Origin of the sequence: Inhella crocodyli (assembly GCF_004004565.1) — a bacterium.
Classification (GTDB): domain Bacteria; phylum Pseudomonadota; class Gammaproteobacteria; order Burkholderiales; family Burkholderiaceae_C; genus Inhella; species Inhella crocodyli.
The window spans coordinates 122,029-144,380 of sequence record NZ_SACM01000004.1 but is presented as its reverse complement, the minus strand read 5'-3'; the positions used below and the strand labels follow the sequence as shown (position 1 = coordinate 144,380).

The window sequence follows — 22,352 nt, the reverse complement described above, 5'->3', positions numbered from 1 at the left end:
GATGCTGTGAAGCTGACCGACACCTTTGTCCTGCACGCCGACGAATCGCAACGCGCCGTCGTCGACACCTCGGCCCTGCCCTGGGTGGACTCGCCCATGCCCGGCGTGCAGCGGCGCCTGATCGCCCGCGAGGGCGGCGAGGTGGCGCGCGCCACCTCCCTCGTCCGTTACGCCCCCGGCGTGCTGTTCCCGGAGCACACGCACGCCCTGGGCGAAGAGATCCTGGTGCTGGACGGCGACCTGCACGACGAGAGCGGCCATTTCGGCCCGGGCACCTACTTGAAGAACCCCCCGGGCTCGGCGCACACGCCCGGCTCCGACGGCGGCTGCACCCTGTTCGTCAAGCTGCGCCTCCTGGACCCGGCCGACACCGGCTCGGAGTTCGTCGACACCGCCCGAACGCCCTGGCGGCCGGGCCTGGTGCCGGGGCTGCAGGTCATGTCGCTGGCCAGCTGGGGCACCCAGCACACGGCCTTGGTCCGCTGGGCGCCTGGCACGCACTTCCAGGCGCACCAACACTGGGGCGGCGAAGAGATCTTCGTCATCGACGGCGTGTTCGAGGACGAACACGGGCGCTACCCCAAAGGCCACTGGCTGCGCAGCCCGCACGGCAGCGTGCACCGGCCGTTCAGCACCGAGGGTTGCACCATCCTGGTCAAGACGGGCCACCTGCGGGGCTGATCAAGGGCCGTAGATCGCCGTTTCGTCCAGGCCCAGCGCCGCCATGTCGGCCGCACGCAGGTGCGCCTCGCTGGGCATCATGAACTCGTCCAACTGCGGCGCGGCCAAGCCGGCACCGGTCAGCATCGTGTGCGCCTGACCGCGGTGGTGGTGCTGGTGCATGAAGAGGTGCATCAGCACGGCCCCGGTGCTGTCGCGCTGGACGCGCCCGCCGCCCCGGGGCATCGCGACTTCGGCGGCGCAGCCGGCCTCGGTCAAGGCCGTGCAAAAGGCCAGCAGGCGCTGGTCGCTGTCGGCCTGGCGTGCCGCCCATTCGGCCGCCGTGGTGGCCGGCACGAAGCGGGCCCAGGCCTCGTGGCCGTCGGTCTCGCCGTGCAGGGCGCCCACGTAGTACCGGTCCACGCCCAGCACGTGGTTCAAGGTGGCGGCCAGGCTGGGGAAGAAGCCCACGCGCGGCGCGTGGAAGTCCGCCGGCGCCAGGGCACTCAGCGCCTGCGCGATGCGGTGGTTGGCCAGCCGGTTGGCGGCGGCTTGGATGCGGAATGCGCGGGCGAGCGTCATGGGGTGGTGGCCTTCGGGGGCATGGCTTCGGCGTGCACGGCGTCGACCAGCGCCCGCGCCAACGCCTGGTGGGAGCGCAGCACGTCGCTCACGCCGGCGGCGCGCAGCCAGCCGGCCTCTTCGTCGGTGTGGGCCAGCACCACGCAGCGCAGGTCGGCGTTGAGCTGGCGCGCCAGGTCCAGCAGGGGGGGGACGCCGCGCACGTCGCTCAGGGCCAGCACCAGCCACTGCGCGCGGGCGATGTGCGCCTGCACCAAGGTCATGGCTTCGCTGGCGTCGCCCAGCACGGCGGCGCGCCCTTGGGCACGCAAGGCCTCCACCACGCCACGGTCGCGGTCGATGACGACCATGGGCCGATCGCCCAAGGCCGCGGCCACGGCCTGGCCCAGCGCGCCATGGCCCACCAGCACCACCTGGCCGCTCAAATGGGCCGAGGGCGTCGAGTCGGGCAGCACGGCCAGGGGGTCGTCGCGCTGCTCCCACTGGCGCGCCATGGCCGAGCGCTTCAGCGCCCACCGGCGCAGCGGGTCCACCAGGCCGAAGAGCAGGGGGTTCAGCGCGATGGACACGATGGCCCCGGCCACGACCAAGCTCGCGGCTTCGGGCGGCACCAGGTCCAGGCTCAGCGCCAGCCCGACCAAGATGAACGAGAACTCGCCGATCTGCGCCAGGCTCACGGCCACGGTCAGCGCGGTGTTCAGCGGGTAGCGCAGCAGCAGCACCAGGGCCGCGGCGGCCAGCGACTTGCCCAGCAGGATCACGCCCACCGTGCCCAGCACCTGCAGCGGCTGCTGCCACAGCACGCGGGGGTCGAACAGCATGCCCACGGCCACGAAGAACAGCACGGCGAAGGCGTCGCGCAGGGGCAGGCTTTCGTGCGCCGCGCGCTCGCTGAAGGCCGATTCGCGCAGCACCAGGCCGGCAAAGAAGGCCCCCAAGGCCACGCTCACCCCGAACAGCGAGGCGGCCCCGACGGCCAGGCCGATGGCGGCCGCCACCGTGGACAGGGTGAACAGCTCGCGCGAGCCCGTGCGGTTCACCTGCCAGAGCAACCAGGGCAGCAGGCGCCGACCGGCCAGCAGCATCACGGCCACGAAGCCGGCCACGGCCACCAAGGTGCCCAGCATGGACTTGAGCACGTGGCCCAGGTCGGCCTCGCGCTGCGCCAGCACCGGCAGCATCACCAGGGCCAGGACCATGGCCAGGTCTTCGACGACCAGCCAGCCCACCGCGATGCGGCCGTTGCCGCTGTGCAGCAGCTCGCGGCTTTCGAGCGCGCGCAGCAGCACCACCGTGCTGGCCACCGAGAGTGCCAGGCCGAACACCAGAGCGCCCGCCAGGCCCCAGCCCCAGGCCAGGGCCAGGCCGGCGCCCATGGCGGTGGCGGCGGCCATTTGCACCAGCGCCCCCGGCAGGGCCACGCGGCGCACGGCCAGCAGGTCGGCCAGGGAGAAGTGCAGGCCCACGCCGAACATCAGCAGCATCACGCCGACCTCGGCCAGTTGCTGCGCCAGGCCCACGTCACCGACGAAGCCCGGCGTGTGCGGCCCGATGACGATGCCGGCGAGCAGGTAGCCCACCAGCGCCGGCAGGCGCAGCTTGACGGCCACCAGCCCCAAGGCCAGGGCCAGGCCAAAGGCGGCGGCCAGGGTGGCGATGAGGGGCATGTCGGCGTGCATGGCGCCGACTATGCCGCCAGCCCGTTTCAGTCGGGCCGGCCCAGGGTTTGCAGGGCCATGAAGGTCCACAACTGCGAGTTCAGGTCGGCCTCGCGCGCCCACTGATGGCCCAGGTTGGGCACGGTGATGAGCTGCACCCGTTGGCGCGCCTTCAGGGCCGCGGCCACGGCGCGGCGGACGGGGCCGATGTCGCTCAGGCGGTCGCGTTCGCCGTGCACCCAAATCTGCGGCGGCATCTTGGTGCTGGGCGGCGGCACGGGCATGAGCGTGGAGTGCGCCACCACCGAGGCGTAGCGCCCGGGCCGCGCCGCGGCCGCGCGCAGGGCCAGGCGCGCGCCGCTGCTGAAGCCCAGCAGGTGCACGCGCCGCGCTTCCACCGGCAGGCGGGCCTTCAGCGCGTCGAGCAGGGCGTCCAGGGCCTGCAGGTCCTCGTCCAGGTCGGCGCCCTTCTGCCCCCAGCCGCTGCGCCGGGCCTGCAGGTAGGCCACGGCGAACTCGTGCTTGGCCGAGGCGCCATTCAGCCCGCTGGCGCGGGGGAAGCTGTCCTTGTCGTCGCGGCCCATGCCGTGCAGGGCGATCACCAAGGGCAGGCCGGTGGACTTGGCCAGGGTGCGCGGCACCACCAGGCGGTAGCGCCGCGACTCGCGGCCCACCTGGAAGCGCTCGTCGGGGAACTCGCCGTCCAGGCGTTCGGCCGGCTGTGGCGGGGGCGGCGTGGCCCCGGCCGACCAGGCGGTGAGGGCCAACGGGGCAGTGAGGGCCGTGAGGCCCTGGCGGCGGGTGATCGTCATGCGGCGGATTCTGGCCGCGCGGGGCGCACCACCCAACTCACGCCCACCAGGGTCACGGCCATGCCGGCCACGGCCAGGGCCGTCAAGCGCTCGCCGAACATCGCCCAGGCCATCAGCGCCGTCACGCTGGGCACCAGGTACATGGTGCTGGTCACCGCGGTGGCGCGGCCGTGGCGCAGCATCCAAAACATCAGGCTGATGCCGATGCCCGTCAGCACCACGATGGACCAGGCCAGGGCGCCGATCGATTGCGGGTTCCAGTCGATGCCCATGGGCTCGAAGGCCCAGGCCAAGGGCAGGGTGAAGGCCAAGGAGGCGCTGAACTGGATCACCTGGCCGGTGCGCAGGTCGAAGTGCGGCACGTGGCGCTTTTGCAGCAGGGTGCCCGCGGTGATGCCGGCCAGCGCCCCCACGCACAGCGCCACCGGCCCCCAGTGCAGCTGCGCGCCGGCCAGCTTGGGCGCCAGCACCAGCAGCACGCCCAGCAGGCCCAAGGCCACGCCGGCCCATTGGCGCGGGCTCACCCGCTCATGCACGAGGGGCGCCAGCGCGGCCACCAGCACCGGCTGCAGGTTGACGATCAGCGCGGCCACGCCGGCGCTCATGCCCTCGCGGATGGCGACCCACACGCCGCCCAGGTAGATGGCCTGGATGCCCAGCCCGGTGAGGGCCAGCCAGGCGGCCTGCCGGCCGCTGGGCCAGGGCGCGCGAGCCAGCAGGGCCAGGGTCAGCATCAAGAGCACCACGCCCGCGTAGCGCACGCTGAGGAAGGTGAGCGGGTCGGCGTGCGGCGCGGCGGCCTTGGCGGCCAGGTAGCCGCTGGACCAGATCAGGATGAAGGCGCCCGGCGCGAGCCAAGCGCCGAAGCGGGTGGAGTTCATGCCAGGGGTTGTAACCGAGGGAAAGCCCGCAGGCGTTGCGGAGTGCGCGCCCCAGGATGTCGCGCTGGCGAAGGCCTTCCCGTTCGCACAATCGGCCACCCCGAACGGAGACACCGCATGAGCACGTCCTACCCCCACCTGCTGCAGCCCTTGGACCTGGGCTTCACCACCCTGCGCAACCGCGTGCTCATGGGCTCCATGCACACGGGCCTGGAAGACGGGCGCAAGCACTTCGAGCGGGCGGCCGCCTACTTCGCCGAGCGCGCGCGCGGCGAGGTGGGCCTCATCGTCACCGGCGGCTTCGCGCCCAACGTGGCCGGTTGGGTCAAGCCCTTTGCCGGCACGCTCAGCACCTCGGGCGCCGCCGCGCGCCACAAAGTCATCACGGACGCTGTGCACGCCGAGGGCGGCAAGATCGCGCTGCAGATCCTGCACGCCGGCCGCTACGCCTACCACCCGTTCAGCGTGGCGCCCTCGCGCATCCAGTCGCCCATCACGCCCTTCAAGCCCTTTGGCCTGAGCGAGCGCGGCATCGAGCGCCAGATCCGCGCCTTCGTGCGCTGCGCCGTGCTGGCCCGCGAGGCCGGCTACGACGGCGTGGAGGTGATGGGCAGCGAGGGCTACTTCATCAACGAGTTTCTCTGCCAGCACACCAACCAGCGCACCGACGCTTGGGGCGGTTCCTATGAGAACCGCATGCGCCTGCCGGTGGAGATCGTGCGCCGCATCCGCGAGGCCGTGGGCCCCGACTTCATCGTCATCTACCGCATCAGCCTGCTGGACCTGATCCCCAACGGCCAAACCTGGGACGAGGTGATGCAACTGGCCCGCGCCATCACCCAGGCCGGCGCCACCATCCTGAACAGCGGCATCGGCTGGCACGAGGCCCGCGTGCCCACCATCGCCACCAGCGTGCCGCGCGCCGGCTTTGCCTGGGTGACCAAAAAGCTGCGCGACGGCCTGCGCGCCGAAGGCTTCACCATCCCCGTCATCACCAGCAACCGCATCAACATGCCCGACGTGGCCGAGAGCGTGCTGGCCGAAGGCTCGGCCGACATGGTCAGCATGGCCCGGCCCTTTTTGGCGGACGCCGAGTTCGTCAAGAAGGCCCGCGAAGGCCGCGCCGACGAGATCAACACCTGCATCGCCTGCAACCAGGCCTGCCTGGACCACACCTTCAAGAACCAGATCGCCAGCTGCCTGGTGAACCCCCGCGCCGCGCACGAGACCGTGCTGCGCATCACCCCGGTGCCGGCCCAGAAGAAGGTGGCCGTGGTGGGCGCCGGCCCGGCCGGCCTGGCGGCCGCCACCACCGCTGCCGAGCGCGGCCATGCCGTGACCCTGTTCGACGCCGGCAGCGAGATCGGTGGCCAGTTCAACCTGGCCAAGCAGATCCCGGGCAAGGAAGAGTTCCACGAGACCCTGCGCTACTTCGCCAAGCGCATCGAGCGCACCGGCGTGACCCTCAAGCTCAACACCCGCGTCGCTGCCGACGACCTCAAAGGCTTCGACGAGGTGCTGCTGGCCACGGGCGTCACGCCGCGCAACCCGCGCATCCCCGGCCAGGACGACCCGGCCGTGGCGCACAAGGTGCTGGGTTACATCGACGTGCTCAAGGGCCTCAAGCCCGTGGGCCAGAAGGTGGTCATCGTGGGCGCCGGCGGCATCGGCTTCGACGTGGCCGAGTACCTCCTCGAAGCCGGCCACAGCCTGACCCTGGACCCCGCCGCCTGGCAGCGCCACTGGGGCGTGGGCGACCCGGCGGCCACCCCCGGCGGCTTCGTGCCGCCGCAGCCCGGCGCGCCGCGCCGCCAGATCACCCTGCTCCAGCGCAAGGCCGGCAAGCCCGGCAGCACCTTGGGCAAGACCACGGGCTGGATCCACCGCGCCATGCTCAAGATGATGAAGGTCGAGATGCTGGGCAGCGCCAACTACGAGCGCATCACCCCCGAGGGCCTGTTCGTCACCTGGGGCGAAAAGCGCCAAGACGGCCAGCTCATCGAGGCCGACACCATCGTGCTGTGCGCCGGCCAAGAGCCGCTGCGCGAGCTGCAAGCGCCGCTGCAGGCCGCGGGCGTGCGGGTCCAGCTGATTGGCGGGGCGCTGGAGGCGGGTGAGCTGGACGCGAAGCGGGCGATCCGGCAGGGGACGGAGGTGGCCGCGGCCTTGTGAGCCGCCGCCAGCCAGGCGCGCCGGCCGCCAGTCGTGCGCGCCAATCCGCCACCCAACGCAGGCGGGCGGCGCAGGGCGCCGTGCTTGCCCACACTGCGCCCCGTGTCCCACCCCTCGGAGCGCCGCGATGGCCCTCAATTGGCGTCCCTGGCTGCGCGAACAGCGCGGCTTCTTGCTCTTTCTGCTCGGCCTGGGCGTGATGCGCGGCGCCCTGGCCGACTGGAACCCCGTGCCCACGGGCAGCATGCGTCCCACCGTGTTGGAGGGCGACGTGGTGCTGGTGGACAAGCGGGCCTACGACTGGCGCCTGCCCTTCACCTCGATCGACCTGCACCGCCACGGCGAGCCGCAACGCGGTGACGTCGTGGTGGCCTGGAGCCCTGCCGATGGCACGCGCCTGCTCAAGCGCCTGGTGGCCCTGCCGGGCGACACCGTGGCCGTGGTGGACGGTCGGCTGTGGCTCAACGGCGCGCCGGTGCCCTTGACGCCGGGCCAGGCGGTGGCCGACGAGCCTTCGCCGCTCGGCCCCCTGCCCGCTTTTCGGGCCGACGAGGCGCTGCCGCAGGGCGCGGTGCACGCCGTGCAGCGCCTGCCGGTGCACGGCCCGCTGCAGCAAATGCCGCCCCTGACCCTGGGGCCCGACGACTACTTCCTGCTGGGCGACAACCGCGACAACAGCGCCGATTCGCGCGTGTTCGGCCCGGTGCCGCGCAGGCTCTTGGTGGGGCGGGTGTCGCGGCTCTTGGTGTCGGTCGACCCCCAGGCCTGGACGCCGCGCTGGGAGCGCGTCGGCCTGGCCCTGCGCTGAGGCCCCTCAGCGCGAGCGCTGCACGAGCACCCGGGGGTCGCTCAGCCAGTCGGTGGCACTGCCCACGCCGGGCACCTCGGCCCCGGCCACGGCCGCGCCCACCCAGCCATTGCGCCCTTGGTCCTTGGCGGCATACAGCGCCGCGTCGGCCAGCTGCAGCACGGCCGCCCAGTCCCAGGCCGTGGGGTGTGCCGGGTCGGGCGGGTAGGCCACGAAGCCGATGGACGCGGTGACGGCGGTGCTGGGCAATCCGGGGCCCAGCGCGTAGGGCTGCTCGCTGAGGCTGTAGCGCAGGCGTTCCGCCAGCTCGCTGCCGTGGCTGCGGTTGCTGGCGCGGGCGATGGCCAAGAACTCCTCGCCGCCCCAACGCACCAGGGTGTCGCTGTCGCGGAAGACCTCGCGCAGGCGCTGCGCCGCTTGCACCAGCACGGCGTCGCCGGCCGCGTGACCGTGGGTGTCGTTGATGCGCTTGAAGTGGTCGAGGTCGATCAAGAACACCAGCAGGTCGGCGTCCTCGCGGCCCGGACGCTGCAGGTGTTGGCGCTGGGCCAGTTGCAGGTCTTCGTCGATGCGCTGCGCCACGTAGCGGCGGTTGCGCAAGCCGGTCAGGGGGTCGGTCAGGCTGGCGTTGCGCAGCTCGGCCGTGCGGGCGTCCACCAGGGCTTGCAGCTCCACCTGGCGGGCCCGCATTTGTCGCGTGCGCAGCGTCACCCACGCGCCCAGGCCCAGCCCCACCGCGCCGGCCAAGGCCCAAGGGGCCCAAGCGCGCTGCCACCACAGGGGCTGCAGGGTCACGGGCAGGCGCAGCAGGTGCGGGCTCCAGACGCCGCTGCGGTTGGTGGCCTGCACCTCCAGCACGTAGCGGCCTGGGGGCAACTGGCTGTAGCTGGGGGCGCGGAAGCTGGCGTCGCTGGGCACCCAATCGGGGTCGTAGCCCACCAGGCGGTGGCGATAGCGCACCAGCTGCGGGTCGGCGAACTCCAAGGCGGCGAACTCCACGCCGAAGCTGCGCGTCCCCGGGGGCAGCTGCAGGCCTTCGCGCAGGGAATCGGGCCGGTGCGGCAGGCCGTTGACCCGCAGGCTGCTGAACACGATGGGCGGCTGGTCGCTCGAGGGCTCGAAACGCTCGGGGCGCACCACCAGCAGGCCTTGGCTGCCGCCGAACAGCAAGCGGCCGTCGGCGAGCCGAGCGTGCGAGCGGAACCAGGGGGTGCCGAACTGCACGCCGTCGGCCGGGCGCAGCTCGTCCAGGCGGTCGCTGTGCGGGTCGTAGACGAAAGACTGCGTCCAGATGCGCCCCCGGGCGTCTTGGTGCAGGTTGGCGCCGTAGGGCCGCCCGGCGATCCCGTGGCGGATGCTGACGCGCTCGAAGCGCGCCAGGCCGCGCGCGTCGTGTCCCAGCAGGCGGTGCAGGCCGGCCACGGGCGTGTCCACCCACAGGGTGCCTTGCCCGTCGCGCAGCAGCCCGAGAACCAGGGGGAAGCCCAAGGACTCGCCCTCGGGGCTGTCCACGGCCTGCAGGTGCTGAGCGCCTGCGGGCAAGCGGTGCAGACCGGCGCGGCCGCCGACCCACCAGCCGCCCTCGCCGTCGGGGGCCAACGCGAACACCTCGCGGCCCAGGGCCAAGCCGCGCGCGTCGGTCACCGGTTGTGGCGCGGCCTGCCCGGGGCGCCAGCGGAACAGGCCCTGTTCCGCGCCCAAGAGCACGCTGCCGTCGGCCAGCACGCGCAGCGCCAGCGCGGCGCCGCTGTCGGTGAGCCAGCGGCGCAGCATGCGCCCGTCGGCGCTGTGCTGCTCCAGGCGGTTGTTCGAGCCGAACCACACGCTGCCGTCGGGCCCTTCGGCCATGGCTTCGACCATCTGGCCCGGTCGCGGCCACTCGGCCAGGGTGCGCAACTCGCCGTCCAGCACGGCCACGCGCCCGCTGCGGGTGGCGGCCAGCACGCGGCCGTCGCGCAGCGCCAAAAGGCTGCGCACGTCGGTGTCGGTCAGGGGGCCGTTGGCGTCCGGCCCGCGCACGGCGAAGGCCGGCGCGTCGCGGTGCCGCTGCAAGCCGATGCCGAAGCCGCCCACCCACATCGCGCCCGTCGGGTCGCGCACCAGGGTGGTGACCTCGTTGCCCGCGAGGCCGCCGGGCCGGTCGGGCCGGTGCACCAGGCGCTCGCGCAATTCGCCCGTGGCCGGGTCGCGCAGTTCCAGCCCGCCGCGATGGCCCACCCACAGCAAGCCGTCGGCGCCCAGGCGCAGGGCCTGCACGCTGCCGCGGGGCGCGCCTTCGGCCGGCACCCACACCGGGGCACTGGCCTCGGGCGTCCAATGCCCCAGCCGACCGCCCTTGGTGCCCAGCCAAAGCCCGCCGCCGGGCAGGGGCAACAAGGCCATGACGGGGTCGACCGGGTCGGGGTCGGTGGCGGGCAGGGGCACGGCCTGCCAGCCGGTGGCACCCGGCGCCCAACGCGCCAAACCGCGCCAATGCCCCACCCACACGCTGCCGTCGGGGCCGGTGGCCAGCGCGTGGGCCTGCCCCTCGCCGGGCAACTCGCCGGGCAGGGTCAGGATGTCGAAGGCCTTTTGCCTCGGGTCGTAGCGCCGCACGCCGCCCCCCAAGGTGCCGAACCAAATTCGGCCTTGGTGGTCCTCGGTGAGCGACACGATGCTCAGGGAGCCCCCGGGCTCGGGCCCGCCCAGCACCTGGATGCGGCCCGCGTCGGGGTCGTGGAAGGCCAGGCCCGAGGACTCCGTGCCGAACCACACGCGGCCGTCGGTGCTGGCCCACATGGCCCGCACCCAGCCCATGTTGCGCGCCAGCGCATCCGGCCCCTCCTTCTCGACCGACTGCAGGCGGTAGCCATCGAAGCGGGCCAGGCCGTCGCCGGTGCCGATCCACAGCCAGCCGGCGCGGTCTTGCACGGCGCTGGCCACCACGTTGCGCGGGATCCCGGGCACGCTGGTGAAGCTGCGCTGGAAGGGGGCGTTGCTGGCCAGCGGGGCCGCCATCCCGGCGTGAACGGCGGCGGCCAGCGCCCAAGCGCCCACCCACCCCCGCCAACCGGCGCGTCTCACGCCCTCGTGTCCTCGCATCCCGCCGATGCTAGGGGCCGTGCAACGGCGATCAGGGGCGGGTTTGCCGTGGCCGGCGTGGCAGGCGTCACGCCGGGTGTCGCAAGGGCAGGGCCTGCAGCAGGCCCTCGCAGGCGGCGTCCACCAAGTCCAGCACCTCGTCGAAGCCCTGCGCCCCGCCGTAGTAGGGGTCCGGCACCTCGCGTCGCCCGGTTTGCGGCGCGAAGTCCATCAGGCGTCGCACGCGGGGGCGAAGCGCCAGGGGGCAGCGCGCCGTGGCCGCGCGGAAGTTGGCGTCGTCCATCACCAGCACCAGGTCGAAGGCGGCGAAGTCGGCGTCGTCCAGGGCGCGGGCGCGCAGGTCGCTCAGGTCCACCCCGCGCTGGCGCGCGTGGGCCTGGCTGCGTGGGTCGGGCGCCTCGCCCACGTGGTACGCGTGCGTGCCGGCCGAGTCCACCTCGACGCGGTCCGCCAGGCCCGCGGCCTGCAGCTTGGCGCGCATCACGCCGTGTGCCGTGGGGCTGCGGCAAATGTTGCCCATGCACACGAAGAGCAGGCGGGTCGGCCCCGCCGGGGTTGCGCGGCTCACCCTTGGGCGACGGTGTCGGCCGGCTCGTCGCTGGCGAACGCGGCCGAGTCGCGCACGTTCTTCTGCACGGCCACCGCGGCGAACAGCGACAGCAGGTAGGCCATCGCGTAGAAGCCCTTCTCGGCCTCGGCGATCTGCGCGTTCCACAGGCCCACGCTCAGCAGCAGCAGGGCCGAGCCCAGGGCCACCCAGCACAGGCCAAAGTAAATGCCCGTGACCTTGATGCCCTCCATGCGGTCGCGCACCGACTTCTGCAGCGACACGGCGGCGAACAGCCCGAACAGCAGCAGGGTCAGGTAGTAGCCCTTCTCGTTCAAGGCCAGGGTCGGCGCGTTCCACAGTCCGGTGAGGAAGGCGATGGCGCCGATGAACAGGGCGGCCCAGGACGCGCCGACGAAGGCACCGGTGGGCTTTTGGGGGAGGGGGCGGTGTTGCATGGGACGAACCTGGGGGTGGACTCGGACGCCGAGCGGCCGCGCAGGCTAACAACGCGCCCGGCCCGCGCCCATCCACCAAAAGGGGGGAGGTGTGGCGCTCAAGCCATCCTCCCCCCGACCTTCAAGCGCGGGAGCGCCGGCGTCCCAGGAACGCGACGACGCCAAGCCCCAGCAGGAGCGTGCCCCCCGGTTCGGACACGGGGTGGTTGGCGACGAGGAGGACTCCACCACAGTAGTCGCGATAGCACCCAGATCCCGCAATGTCGCCTCGGTCGTTGATGGCATTTGCGCTGTCGATGTACCAGCCCTCTGAGTCCAAAAGGGTGTTCAGGTCGTAGGTAATTCCGTTCTCGTGCAGGAACCCGCCCCCCGTGCGGAAGTCTGGCCGGCCGCTGTATCCAACGATCTGACCTCGGTTGTTGATGCCCGAAGCTGTCGAGTCGCCACCAAACATCGAACCCAAATCGGTCATGACTCCATCGCTGTACAGGAAGGCGCGCAACGTGGCGCCATCGGAAAGCAATGACGAACCGACCACTTGGCCCGCTTCATTGAGGTCACTCGCCCAACTCCCGTTGCCGCCCAAAGTGCCCAAGTCCTGCATCAGTCCGTTGCGGTAGAGGAACGCATGCACTTCTTGGTCACCTGCCAAGCTGGAGGAGCCGACCACATCGCCAACGTTGTTGATGGCACTGGCGCCGCTGCCGCTGCCCCCTAGCGTGCCCAATGACTGAACGGTCCCTGCCTGGTACACGTAAGCGAGCGATTGCCACTGCACCTCGGTCCAGAACGATCCGACGATCGCTCCCGAGTCATTGATGCCGCTTGCCGTGCTGCCCACTCCTGGCGTTGGCAGTGCCGCCATGCTGGCACCGTCGACCAAAAAGCCCCTCAGTTCACTGCCTTGAGACGTCCTGGACGAACCCACGACTTGCCCGAGGTTGTTGATGCCCCTGGCGCGACTGAAGTTGCCTCCCAAGGTGCCCAGATCGGTCGTGTTGCCGCCGGCGTGAACAAACGCATGTCGCTCGAGGTCACCTGCAGTCCACGAGAAGCCGACGACGGCGCCGGCGTCGTTGATCGCAGAGGTGTTCCCATAGGAGCCCCCCAAACCGACGGGCCGGACGGTGTACGTGGGGACCGCCGTGGCGCTGGCGGACACGAAGACGAAAGCGAAGCCCAGCAGTCGGCGGAATGCGACGGGGGGGATGAAGTTCAAGTGCGCCTCCCTGGCGTGTTTGGAACGATGGGGGCGGGTCTAGCAACCGATGCGCCAGTTGTGGCGCGGGCAAGGACCGTCAAGGGCTTGGCGCTCTGATGGACCCAGGGGGGGCGCGGCGGCCGTCAGTGTGTCAAAGGGCCCGACACCGGCGCGGGCCTCACACCATCACCCCCACCGCGCACTTCACCTCCTCCATCACCACGTAGGTGCGCGTTTCGCGCACGCCGGGCAGGCTCCAGATGCCGCTGCCGATGAAGTGGCGGTAGGCGGCCATGTCGGCCACGCGGGTTTTGAGCAGGTAGTCGAAGCCGCCGGCCACGAGGTGGCATTCCAAGATCTCGGGCCGGGCCTGCACCGCGGCCTTGAAGGTGTCCATCACGTCATGCACGGTGCGGTCCAGCAGCACCTCGACGAAGACCATCAACGCCGCGCCGAGCTTGTCGGGGTTGAGTTGGGCGCGGTAGCCCAGGATGAAGCCGTCGCGCTGCAGTCGCTTGACGCGCTCGTGCACGCTGCTGGCGCTCAGGTGCACGGCCTCGGCCAGCTTTTGGTGGGTGATGCGGGCGTCGTCTTGCAGCACGCGCAGGATGCGCAGGTCGATGCGGTCGAGGCCCTCGGGCAGGTCGTGGTCGGCGTCCATGGCGTCGCAATCTGTTCGGTTGGATGGCGCATTGTCCGAAACCTTTTCGGGTTCAACCGGCCTAAAGTCTTGGAATCTTCTGTGGAGCCCGCGCCCATGAACGCCATCGCCCGCCTGCCCGAACAGCAACGCCTGCCCGAACCCTACCGCGACGAAAACGCCTGCGTGGCGGCCCTGGTGGCCGAATTGGGCGGTGCCCGGGCCGATTGGCCGGCCGTCATCGACGAGGCCGGCCCCTGGGTGCGCCAGGTGCGCGACAACCCGCCGGCCTTCTGGGCCATGGAAAGCCTGCTGCGGGAGTACCCGATCACCCGCCCCGAGGGCCTGGCCCTGATGCGTTTGGCCGAGGCCCTGCTGCGCGTGCCCGACGCCGAAACCGCCATCGCGCTGACGGCCGACCAGCTCGGCCGCGCCGACTTCGACGGCGCCGGCGACGGCCCGCACAAGGTGCTGAGCAGCTTGAGCGCCGCCGCCATCGGCCTGAGCAAGAAGTTCCTGCCGGGCGACGAAAGCACCGGCCTGATGGGCCGCCTGGGCAGCAAGACGGTGGTGGGCGCCACGGTGCGCGCCATCCAGCTGCTGGGCCGCCAGTTCGTGCTGGGCCGCAGCATCGACGAGGCGCAGAACGAGGCTGCGTCGGCGCGCAAGTCGCAGCCGCAACTGACCTTCAGCTACGACATGCTGGGCGAGGGCGCGCGCACCGAGCACGACGCCGAGCGCTACCTGGCCAGCTACCGCAACGCCATTGCGCGCATCGCCGCGCGCGGCAAGGCCAGCAGCCCGATGGCGGGCGATGGCATCTCCATCAAGCTCAGCGCGCTGTTCACCCGCTACGAGGTGCTGCAGCGCGAGCGCGTGTTCGACACCCTGGTGCCCCGCGTGCAAGGCCTGGTGGACGCCGCCGCCGCCGCCAACATGAACCTGACGATCGACGCCGAAGAGGTCGACCGCCTGGAGCTGAGCCTGGACGTGTTCGAAGCCCTGGCCCAGCACATCGCCAAGGCCCACCCGCAGTGGCAAGGCTTCGGCCTGGCCGTGCAGGCCTACCAAACCCGCGCCCGCGCCGTGGTCGACGAGGTCGCGGCGATCGCCCGCCGCCTGGGCCTGAAGTTCATGGTGCGCTTGGTGAAGGGCGCCTACTGGGACGGCGAGGTCAAGCGCGCGCAAGAGCTGGGGCTGCCGCATTACCCGGTGTTCACGCACAAGGCGCACACCGACGTGAGCTACCTGGCCTGCGCGCAGGCGCTGATTCGCCACCGCGAGGTCATCTACCCGCAGTTCGCCAGCCACAACGCCGGCACCATCGCCGCCATCGTGCGCATGGCCCGCGCGGCCGGTGCGCCGTTTGAAATGCAGCGCCTGCACGGCATGGGCGAGGGCATCTACCGCGAGGTGCTGAAGGACGGCCGCATCCCCTGCCGGGTGTACGCCCCGGTGGGCGAGCACCGCGACCTGCTGGCCTACCTGGTGCGCCGCCTGCTCGAGAACGGGGCCAACAGCAGCTTCGTGCACCAGCTGGCCGACCCCAGCGTGGCCGTGCCCGAGTTGCTGGGCTGCCCGCTGGACGGCGTGCGCCCCGGCCCCCTGCTGCCCCTGCCGGCCGACCTGTACAAGGCCGCCGGCGAGACCCGTGCCAACAGCACCGGCGCCGACCTGGCCGCCCCCAGCCAGCGCGCGCCCCTGGTGGCCGCCGTGGCTGCCACCGTGGTGCCCGGCGTGCCCGTGGCCACGCCCGACGAAGTGGCCGCCGCCATGGCCCGCTTGCAAGGCGGCTTCGCGGCTTGGTCCACCAAGCCCGTGTCGCAGCGCGCCGCCATCCTGCGTCGCGCGGCCGACGTGATGGACGCCCAGCTGCCCTTCTTCTGCGGCTTGCTGGTGAAGGAAGCGCACAAGACCCTGGCCGACTGCATCGCCGAGGTGCGCGAGGCCGTCGACTTCCTGCGCTACTACGCCGACGAGGCCGAGGCCGCGGGCGACCGCGCCATGCAGGGCCGTGGCGTGTTTGTCGCCATCTCGCCCTGGAACTTCCCACTGGCCATCTTTGCCGGCCAGGTGGTGGCCGCGCTGGTGGCCGGCAACACCGTGGCCGCCAAGCCCGCCGAGCAAACCCCCGCCGTGGCCCAGGCCTGCGTGGCCCTGCTGCACCAGGCCGGCGTGCCGGCCGACGCGCTGCAGCTGCTGAACGGCACTGGCGAGACCGTGGGCGCCGCACTCGTCGCGCACCCGGCCACCGCCGGCGTGTGCTTCACCGGCAGCACGCAGGTCGCCAAGATCATCCAGAAGACCTTGGCCGCCACCGGCGCCAACAAGGTGCTGATCGCCGAAACCGGCGGGCTGAACGCCATGGTGGTGGACAGCACGGCCCTGCCCGAGCAGGTGGTGGACGCGGTGGTGCAGAGCGCCTTCCGCAGCGCCGGCCAGCGCTGCTCGGCCCTGCGCCTGCTGGCCGTGCACGAAGGGATTGCCGACGGCGTGATCGAGATGATCAAGGGCGCCCTGGCCGAGCTGCGCGTGGGCGACCCGAGCAAGCTGGAAACCGACGTCGGCCCGCTGATCGACGCCGAGGCCTTCAACGGCATCCGCACCCAGGTCGAGCGCCTCAAGCGCGAGGCCAAGCTCTTGGCCGAAGGCACGCTGCACGACCCCGCCGTGTCCAACCTGCTGGCCCCGGTGGCCTTTGAGGTGCCCAGCATCGACAGCCTGAAGACGGAAATCTTCGGCCCCGTGCTGCACATCGTGCGCTGGGGCGGCGACCCCGAGGCCGTGGTCGAGAAGGTCAACGGCCTGGGCTACGGCCTGACCATGGGCATCCAGACGCGCATCGACAGCCGCGCCGACAAGCTGGCCGACGCCGCGCGCATTGGCAACGTCTACGTCAACCGCAACATCATCGGCGCGGTGGTGGGCGTGCAGCCCTTCGGCGGCGAGGGCCTGAGCGGCACCGGCCCCAAGGCCGGCGGCCCGAACTACCTGTGGCGCTTCGTGCAGCCGGCCACCGTGCCCGGCCGCGCCAGCGCGCCCTCGGCCCTGCCCGACGCCCTGGCCCAGCGCCTGCGCAGCCTGCAAGCCGCGCTGCCCGATCAAGCCGGCCTGTTGGCCCAGGCCGCACCGCGCCTGCTGACCCGCGCGCTGCCCGGCCCCACGGGCGAGCGCAACGAGTTGCGCCTGCACCCGCGCGGCCACGTGGTGGGCTTCGTGGGTGCGGGCGACGCTTGGGCCTGGCGCCCGGCCGTGGCCCTGGCCCTGCTGGCCGGCAATCAGGTCACCCTGGTGGGCGATGCCTCGGCCCTGGGCGCGGCCTGCGCGCTGCGCCAGCAGCTGCGCGGCGGCCACGGCGCCGACCAGGCCGAAGCCCTGGTTTGCCAAGAGCACGCCCCGACCCAGTGGGCCGACTGGGCCCGCACCGCCGCGCTGGACGCGGCCTTCGTGGCCGGCGTGGATGCGGCCCAGCAGGCCGCCCTGCTCAGCGCCCTGGCCGCCCGCCAAGGCGCCATCGTGCCCCTGGTGACGCCCGACGAGGCCGCGCAGCCGCAGCAGGTCTACCGCTTTGCGGCGGAGCAGACGCTGACCGTGAACACGGCGGCGGCCGGCGGAAACGCGGCCTTGTTGGCGGGGTTGTGAGCGACTGGAGGGCTTCCTCGTTGACGTGAGAGCCCGCAGGCGCTATCCGCCCTGCGGGCTCTCAATACAAGGCGCCGCCCTTCACCGCCCCGCCTTCACCAATCGCTGAATCGCATCGCTCAAAGCCTGCGCGTCCTGGCACTCGTTCAGCAGGTCCTCGGCGATGGCCGCGGCTTCCGCCGGCGCCATGCGCTCCGCGAGCAAGTGCTGCAGCGCGCGCGGCGCCATCAGGCGGTGCAGGTCGTGGATGGGCAGCGGGCCCTTGACGCCGCCTTCGGGCGGGAAGGTCTTGTCGTAGGGCGTGACCAGGGTTTCGGGGGCGTCGTCGCGCGGGGTGCTGCGGCGCAGCGCGGCTTCGAAGCTGGGTGCCTGTTGCACGCGGTCGCCCATGGCCCAGCGCGAGCGAGGGATGCCGGCCCACTGCAGCAGGGTGCTCAGGAACGAGGTCGAGTCGAAGGGCGTCTCTTGGCCCGAGCGGAACACGGTTTGCGCGTCGATCCAGGGCGAAATCAGCAGCGTGGGCACGCGCACGCCCATCAGGTCGTAGTGGAAGCCGTCGCGCGTGTCCTGCGGCCAGGGGTTGACCGTGTAGGGCGGGGGCGCGTGGTCGTAGATGCCGCCGTGCTCGTCGAAGGTCACGACGAACAAGGTCTTCTCCCAGGCCGGGCTGGCGCGCAGCACCTGGTACAGGTCGGCCAGCGCGCGCTCGCCCGGCACCAGGTCGGCGCCCGGGTGGTAGCTGGTGGTGCCCACGGGCGCGATCCACGCGGGCTCCAGCAGCGAGAAGGCCGGCAGCTTGCCGGCCAGGGCGTCGGCCTTGAAGCGGTTGATGTCGGCCAGGTAGGTGCTGGTGTTGGCGTCGACCGTGGGGATCTGCCCTTCCAGGAACAGGTGGTAGGTGTGGATGTAGTTCATCCACTCCACCGAGTGGTAGAGCTTGAAGTCGGTGAAGCCGTTGGCCCAGAGCGTCTTCCAGATGGAGGCGCGGCGCGGCGTGAGGTTCCAGTAGGTGTACTCGGCGCCGTTCTGGAAGTTGTTCAGCGTGCCCATGGCCGAGCCGGTGAAGGCAAAGGCGCGGTTGGGGTCGGTGGCGCCGGGCATGCTGCTGAACCACTCGTCGCTGACGGCGAATTGCGCCGCCAGGCCGTTGAGCACGGGCAACTGCTGCGGCGTGTACGACCACATCACCTCTTCGACCCCGTTGTTCCAGACGAAGCCGCCCATGTCGGGCTTGCGGCGCTGCGCGTAGCCGTCGCGGTGGTCGAAGAAGAACTGCCGCATCACGTCGGACTTGTCGTGGTACGGGTCGTTGGGCAAGAAGTCGAGGTTCTCCTCCTGCCCGAAATCGCCCTTCATGTACTTCTGGACGTAGACCGGCTGGTTCCCGTTGCGCGGGTTGAGGTTGTTCATCTCGGGCTTGAGGCCGTCGAAGGGCTTGTCGTGGCCCACGAAGCGGATGCCCGTCTCGCCCTGCTCGTACAGCCAGCCCAGCACGTGGTCGAAGGAGCGGTTCTCCAGCATCAGGTAGACCACGTGCTCGATGCGGCTGCGCATGAAGTCCACCGTGCCGGGGATCTGCGCGCGGGCGTCGTCGATGGGCAGGGGCGGCTGCACGGCCAGCAGCGTGGTGTTGGTGTCCACGCTGGCGGGCAGCACGCCATGCCGCACCGGTCCGACCAGCGGGTCGGCCTGGCGCACGTCCACGTCCCACAGGCGCCAGCTGCGGTCCCCGGGGTTCCAGTCCAGCACCTGCTCGCCCACGGCGATCAGGCGGCTTTGGTCGGTGAGGTGCGTCCAACGGCCCTGTTGGACGGCCGGCATGGCCAGCGGCGGACGCCCTTGGGGGTCGAAGCTCCAGAGGTAGTAGTCGCTGCCGTCCTTGCCCGGCGTCCACTCCAGCGCGTAGTTGCCCAACGGGATGAGCTGGCTGTTGGCGTGCAGGCCTTCGATCGAGCCGGTGGGCGTGTAAGGCGCCGGCAGCGGGTCGCTGTAGTGGTGCGGGAAGGGGTTGGGGTCGAAGTTCCAGAGGTGGTAAGTGGTGCGGCCCATGGTGGGGATGAGGTGCAGCAGGAAGCTGCCCAGGGGCACCAGCATCAGGTCGTTGGCGGTGTCGAAGCCTTCCTTGGCCCCGCCCGGGTTGGCGAAGTCGGGGCGGTACATCCAGAACTTGGAGCGCGGCCACAGGCCTTTTTGCACCGGCTTGCCGGCCAGGGGGTCGGGGCTGTTGGGGTCGAACTCGAACAGGCGGTAGGGGAACACCGCGCTGTACTCGGACAACTGCGCCGGGCCGTACTCCAGCAGGTAGCGCCCGATGGGCACGAGGGTGTGCGACGCGGGGAAGCTCGCCTTGTCCGACAGCGGCATCGGGTGCAGCAGCTCGGGGGTGTCGGGGTCGAATCGCCAGACTTGGTAGGCGTTCGAATCGCTGCGGCGGCCGACGACGAAGTCATAGCGCGCGGGGCGGGGCATGGGCATGGCGACCTCCGGGAGTGCCGGCCGCGGGAGGCCGCCGGGCAACGGGGCATGCTAGCGTCGCCGCCGCCCGCTGAACAGGGCGCAGCAACGGCGGTTTCCCCATGGCGTTTTGGTACTTCGGCTACGGCTCCAACATGAACCTCACGGCCCTGCGGGCCAAGGGGGTGCAGGCCCTGGCCTCCTGCCGCGCCGAACTGCCGGGCTGGCGCCTGCGCTTCAACGTCGAGCACTTCTTCCGCCACGAGGGCGGCGTGGGCAACGTCGAGCCCTCGGCGCACCCTGGCGACCGCGTCTGCGGCGTGCTGCACCGCTGCGAGGACGAGGCCCTGGGCCCGCTGGATGCCACCGAGGCCTGCGGCCACGGCTACCACCGGGTGGAGGTCACCGTGCACACCGACCAAGGGCAGCAAAGCGCCCTGACCTACGTGGGCGACGCCTCCTTCTTGAACGAGGCCTGCTTGCCCACCCAGCGCTACCTGAACATCGTGCTGCGCGGGGCCGAAGGCGCGGGCCTGGACCCGGCCTACGTCGCCGCGCTGCGCGCCCACCCGGTGATGCCCGCGCAGCCGGTGGCGCCCTTCGCGCCGCCCGCCGGCGACTGGCCGGCGCTGGGTGCGGATGCCCTGGCCGGCCCCGGGCCGCTCACCGCCTTGGCCGGCCACGTGTTCGACATGGGCACCGCCCGGCCGCGGCACGAGTACCTGAAAGGCTTCTTCGGTGGCAAGGACATGACCTTCTTCCACCTGCAGCGCATGGACAGCTCCGACGGCCGCGAGGACCCGGCCGCGGTGGCCGCCCTGCGCTTCACGCCGGCGCAGCAGCGCTACCTGGACCAGTACCTCTGGGCCTACCTGGACGAGTACCGCTACGTGGGGCGCCTCGCACGCTAGGCGCCCGGCGCCACGGCGTCGTAGACCAAGACGCAGGCCCGGCCGGCGCGCTTGGCCGCCAGGGCCAATTGGTCGGCGGCGCGCAGCAAGGCGCCGGCCACGGGTGGGGCGGCCTCGGTGTCGGCCACGCCGGCCGAGAAGCTCTGGCCCTGCAGCTCCACCTCGCCATCCAGCACGAAGCGCTGGGCGCGCCAAGCGGCCAGCAGGCCTTGCACGGTGGCCTGCGCGTCGCGCGCGCGGGTGTGCGGCAGCAGCAGGCAGAACTCTTCGCCGCCGTAGCGGAAGGCCTGGTCGCTGCGGCGCAGGTGGGCGCGCAGCAGCGCGCCAAAGGCGGCCAAGAGCTGGTCGCCCGCGGGGTGCCCGAACTGGTCGTTGACCTGCTTGAAATGGTCGAGGTCGATCACCACCACCGACAGGGGGGCGGCCTCGCGGATGGCCAGGGCCACGGTGGCGGGCAGGCTGTCGTTGAGGTGGCGGCGGTTGGCCAGGCCGGTGAGGGCGTCGCGCAGGGCCTGGTCGCGCAGCGCCGCCTGCAGGGCCTCGACCTCTTCGATCTTGCGTTGCAGCGCGGCGTTGGCGCGGGCCAACTGCTCGCGCTCGCGCTCCGTGGCCCGGCGCTGGGCCTCGTTCAGGTCCAGGCGGTGTTGGAGGTCCAGCAGCTCGGTTTGCAGCGCGGCCGATTGGTAGCGCGCCACCGAGGCCTGGCGCAGGCGCTGCTGCTGCCAGTCTTGCCAGCGCCGCAGGGCCTGCAGGGCGGTGGGGGCCTGCCCCAGGGCCTCGTGCAGCTCGGCCTCCAGCAGCGCATGGGCGCAGCGCACGCGCAGGCTGGTGGCGGCATCGCCTTCGGCGTTCAGCAGCGGGCGCACCGCTTCCAGCGCCGCCAGCGCGTTGGGCAGGGCGCCCCGCAGCTGCGCCAGCTTGGCCTGGGCCAGGGCCCACTCGACGCGCTCGTCGCTCAATCGCACCAGGGGCGCGGCGCGCTCCAGCAGGTCGGCGCCCCACTCGGCCTCGCCGGCGTGCAGCACGGCCAGGGCCAGGGTTTCGTAGTGCAGGGCCACCTGACCGCGGCCGCTGGCGTCGGTGGGCGTGGCGCAAATCTCGCGCACGTCGGGCAGGGCCTCGGCGGCGCGGCCGAGCTCGGTCAGCGCGATGACGCGGTTGATCAGCAGCACCCCGCGCAGGCGCGGGTTGGTCAGGCCGTCGCAGCGGGCCAGGCCGCGCTCGATGGCGAGCAGGGCCTCGTCGGCGTCGCCCAGCTGCACCAGCTCGTGGCTGAGGTTGCAGTGCAGCACCGCGTCGAAACCGTCGCCGCGCTTGGGGCCGGCGTCGCGCAGGGCCTGGAACATGTAGGCGAAGGCCTCGGCGCTGCGGCCCTGTGCCGAGTGGCAGCCGGCAATCGCATTGAGCAGCACGGCGCGCTGCGAGGGACCGAGCAGGTGCAGGCCCTCGTCGCGCAGGGGCATGAGCAGGTCCAGGGCCGCCTGGGCCTGGCCGCCGCGCCACAGCGCGCGGGCGCGGCCCACGTGGGCCAGGATGTCGCCGGCCCGGTCGCCCAGGGCGTCGAGCTCGCGCGCCACGGCGGCCAGCCGGCCGGCGGCGATCTCGGGCTGGCCGAAGTACAGCTGGTGGAAGGCGCTGACCAGCTCGGCCCGGGCCGCGCCGAGGGCGTCGCCGTCGGCCTTCGCCCGCTGGGCGGCGCGGCCAGCCAGTTGGCGGGCTTCGTCGGCGTGCAGGTGCAGGCGGCGCCAGGCGCGGTGGGCCAGGCGCAGCGCGGGCGTGTCGCGGGCGGTGGACATGGCGCAAGTATCCCGTCAGCTCGCCGGGGGCTTTCCCTTCCGGCGCGGC

The 22,352-nt window shown here is 72.0% G+C and carries 16 protein-coding genes; 5 read left to right on the top strand and 11 right to left on the bottom strand.

Annotated features, from left to right (window positions below):
• Positions 1–6: 6 nt before the first annotated feature.
• A complete protein-coding gene (locus EOD73_RS13840) occupies positions 7–681 on the top strand; it encodes a cupin domain-containing protein (RefSeq protein WP_240660716.1) in 675 nt (224 codons plus the stop codon).
• Here EOD73_RS13840 and EOD73_RS13835 read toward each other — a convergent pair whose 3' ends face one another.
• Genes EOD73_RS13835 through EOD73_RS13820 form a run of 4 tightly spaced genes read right to left on the bottom strand, consistent with a single transcriptional unit; the run spans position 682 to position 4,593 of the window.
• Positions 682–1,242, bottom strand: a complete 561-nt coding sequence (locus tag EOD73_RS13835; protein ID WP_127683620.1) for a DinB family protein — start codon at positions 1,240–1,242, stop codon at positions 682–684.
• On the bottom strand, positions 1,239–2,921 hold the full coding sequence (locus EOD73_RS13830) for a cation:proton antiporter domain-containing protein (RefSeq protein ID WP_127683619.1): 1,683 nt from the start codon (positions 2,919–2,921) through the stop codon (positions 1,239–1,241). Before EOD73_RS13830 ends, EOD73_RS13835 begins: the two co-directional genes overlap by 4 nt.
• Positions 2,922–2,947: 26 nt before the next feature.
• The gene (locus EOD73_RS13825; protein ID WP_127683618.1) at positions 2,948–3,712 is read right to left on the bottom strand and encodes a CE1 family esterase; all 765 of its coding nucleotides are present in this window, start codon (positions 3,710–3,712) and stop codon (positions 2,948–2,950) included.
• Positions 3,709–4,593: a DMT family transporter gene (locus tag EOD73_RS13820; RefSeq protein WP_127683617.1), complete on the bottom strand. Its 885-nt coding sequence runs from the start codon at positions 4,591–4,593 to the stop codon at positions 3,709–3,711. Before EOD73_RS13820 ends, EOD73_RS13825 begins: the two co-directional genes overlap by 4 nt.
• A gap of 117 nt (positions 4,594–4,710) precedes the next feature.
• Between EOD73_RS13820 and EOD73_RS13815 the strand changes: the two genes are divergently transcribed.
• On the top strand, positions 4,711–6,765 hold the full coding sequence (locus EOD73_RS13815) for an NADPH-dependent 2,4-dienoyl-CoA reductase (RefSeq protein WP_127683616.1): 2,055 nt from the start codon (positions 4,711–4,713) through the stop codon (positions 6,763–6,765).
• Positions 6,766–6,892: 127 nt separating this feature from the next.
• Positions 6,893–7,573 (top strand): signal peptidase I, encoded by a 681-nt coding sequence (gene lepB / locus EOD73_RS13810; RefSeq protein WP_127683615.1) that lies wholly within the window; start codon positions 6,893–6,895, stop codon positions 7,571–7,573.
• 6 nt (positions 7,574–7,579) lie between these two features.
• Here the strand turns inward: lepB and EOD73_RS13805 are convergent, their stop codons facing one another.
• The 5 genes from EOD73_RS13805 to EOD73_RS13785 all read right to left on the bottom strand — a co-directional run bounded on the left by EOD73_RS13805 (position 7,580) and on the right by EOD73_RS13785 (position 13,521).
• The gene (locus EOD73_RS13805; protein ID WP_164846083.1) at positions 7,580–10,636 is read right to left on the bottom strand and encodes a ligand-binding sensor domain-containing diguanylate cyclase; all 3,057 of its coding nucleotides are present in this window, start codon (positions 10,634–10,636) and stop codon (positions 7,580–7,582) included.
• A gap of 85 nt (positions 10,637–10,721) precedes the next feature.
• Positions 10,722–11,222: a low molecular weight protein-tyrosine-phosphatase gene (locus EOD73_RS13800; protein ID WP_502516093.1), complete on the bottom strand. Its 501-nt coding sequence runs from the start codon at positions 11,220–11,222 to the stop codon at positions 10,722–10,724.
• Positions 11,219–11,659, bottom strand: coding sequence for an inner membrane protein YiaA (gene yiaA, locus EOD73_RS13795; protein WP_127683613.1), 441 nt, complete (start codon positions 11,657–11,659; stop codon positions 11,219–11,221). Before yiaA ends, EOD73_RS13800 begins: the two co-directional genes overlap by 4 nt.
• Before the next feature lie 121 nt (positions 11,660–11,780).
• Positions 11,781–12,878, bottom strand: a complete 1,098-nt coding sequence (locus EOD73_RS13790) for a DUF3466 family protein (RefSeq protein ID WP_127683612.1) — start codon at positions 12,876–12,878, stop codon at positions 11,781–11,783.
• A 160-nt stretch (positions 12,879–13,038) separates the two neighbouring features.
• Positions 13,039–13,521 (bottom strand): Lrp/AsnC ligand binding domain-containing protein, encoded by a 483-nt coding sequence (locus EOD73_RS13785; RefSeq protein WP_127683611.1) that lies wholly within the window; start codon positions 13,519–13,521, stop codon positions 13,039–13,041.
• A 96-nt stretch (positions 13,522–13,617) separates the two neighbouring features.
• Here EOD73_RS13785 and EOD73_RS13780 point away from each other — a divergent pair, with 96 nt between their 5' ends.
• The gene (locus EOD73_RS13780; RefSeq protein ID WP_259370331.1) at positions 13,618–17,142 is read left to right on the top strand and encodes an L-glutamate gamma-semialdehyde dehydrogenase; all 3,525 of its coding nucleotides are present in this window, start codon (positions 13,618–13,620) and stop codon (positions 17,140–17,142) included.
• 81 nt (positions 17,143–17,223) lie between these two features.
• Here the strand turns inward: EOD73_RS13780 and EOD73_RS13775 are convergent, their stop codons facing one another.
• Positions 17,224–19,617, bottom strand: coding sequence for an alkaline phosphatase family protein (locus tag EOD73_RS13775; RefSeq protein WP_127683610.1), 2,394 nt, complete (start codon positions 19,615–19,617; stop codon positions 17,224–17,226).
• A 101-nt stretch (positions 19,618–19,718) separates the two neighbouring features.
• On the opposite strand from EOD73_RS13775, the gene EOD73_RS13770 reads away from it, so the two are divergent.
• Positions 19,719–20,507 (top strand): gamma-glutamylcyclotransferase family protein, encoded by a 789-nt coding sequence (locus EOD73_RS13770; protein ID WP_127683609.1) that lies wholly within the window; start codon positions 19,719–19,721, stop codon positions 20,505–20,507.
• Here EOD73_RS13770 and EOD73_RS13765 read toward each other — a convergent pair.
• Positions 20,504–22,303, bottom strand: a complete 1,800-nt coding sequence (locus EOD73_RS13765) for a diguanylate cyclase (protein WP_127683608.1) — start codon at positions 22,301–22,303, stop codon at positions 20,504–20,506. The two genes, EOD73_RS13770 and EOD73_RS13765, sit on opposite strands and share 4 nt — an antisense overlap.
• Positions 22,304–22,352: the final 49 nt, after the last annotated feature.

Bases quoted from the DNA above. Each gene is read 5' to 3' on its own strand.
- EOD73_RS13825 (WP_127683618.1), bottom strand. From the start codon at position 3,712: ATGACGATCACCCGCCGCCAGGGCCTCACGGCCCTCACTGCCCCGTTG.
- EOD73_RS13770 (WP_127683609.1), top strand. From the start codon at position 19,719: ATGGCGTTTTGGTACTTCGGCTACGGCTCCAACATGAACCTCACGGCC.
- yiaA (WP_127683613.1), bottom strand. From the start codon at position 11,659: ATGCAACACCGCCCCCTCCCCCAAAAGCCCACCGGTGCCTTCGTCGGC.
- EOD73_RS13780 (WP_259370331.1), top strand. From the start codon at position 13,618: ATGAACGCCATCGCCCGCCTGCCCGAACAGCAACGCCTGCCCGAACCC.
- EOD73_RS13830 (WP_127683619.1), bottom strand. From the start codon at position 2,921: ATGCACGCCGACATGCCCCTCATCGCCACCCTGGCCGCCGCCTTTGGC.
- EOD73_RS13815 (WP_127683616.1), top strand. From the start codon at position 4,711: ATGAGCACGTCCTACCCCCACCTGCTGCAGCCCTTGGACCTGGGCTTC.
- EOD73_RS13820 (WP_127683617.1), bottom strand. From the start codon at position 4,593: ATGAACTCCACCCGCTTCGGCGCTTGGCTCGCGCCGGGCGCCTTCATC.
- lepB (WP_127683615.1), top strand. From the start codon at position 6,893: ATGGCCCTCAATTGGCGTCCCTGGCTGCGCGAACAGCGCGGCTTCTTG.
- EOD73_RS13765 (WP_127683608.1), bottom strand. From the start codon at position 22,303: ATGTCCACCGCCCGCGACACGCCCGCGCTGCGCCTGGCCCACCGCGCC.
- EOD73_RS13785 (WP_127683611.1), bottom strand. From the start codon at position 13,521: ATGGACGCCGACCACGACCTGCCCGAGGGCCTCGACCGCATCGACCTG.
- EOD73_RS13835 (WP_127683620.1), bottom strand. From the start codon at position 1,242: ATGACGCTCGCCCGCGCATTCCGCATCCAAGCCGCCGCCAACCGGCTG.
- EOD73_RS13775 (WP_127683610.1), bottom strand. From the start codon at position 19,617: ATGCCCATGCCCCGCCCCGCGCGCTATGACTTCGTCGTCGGCCGCCGC.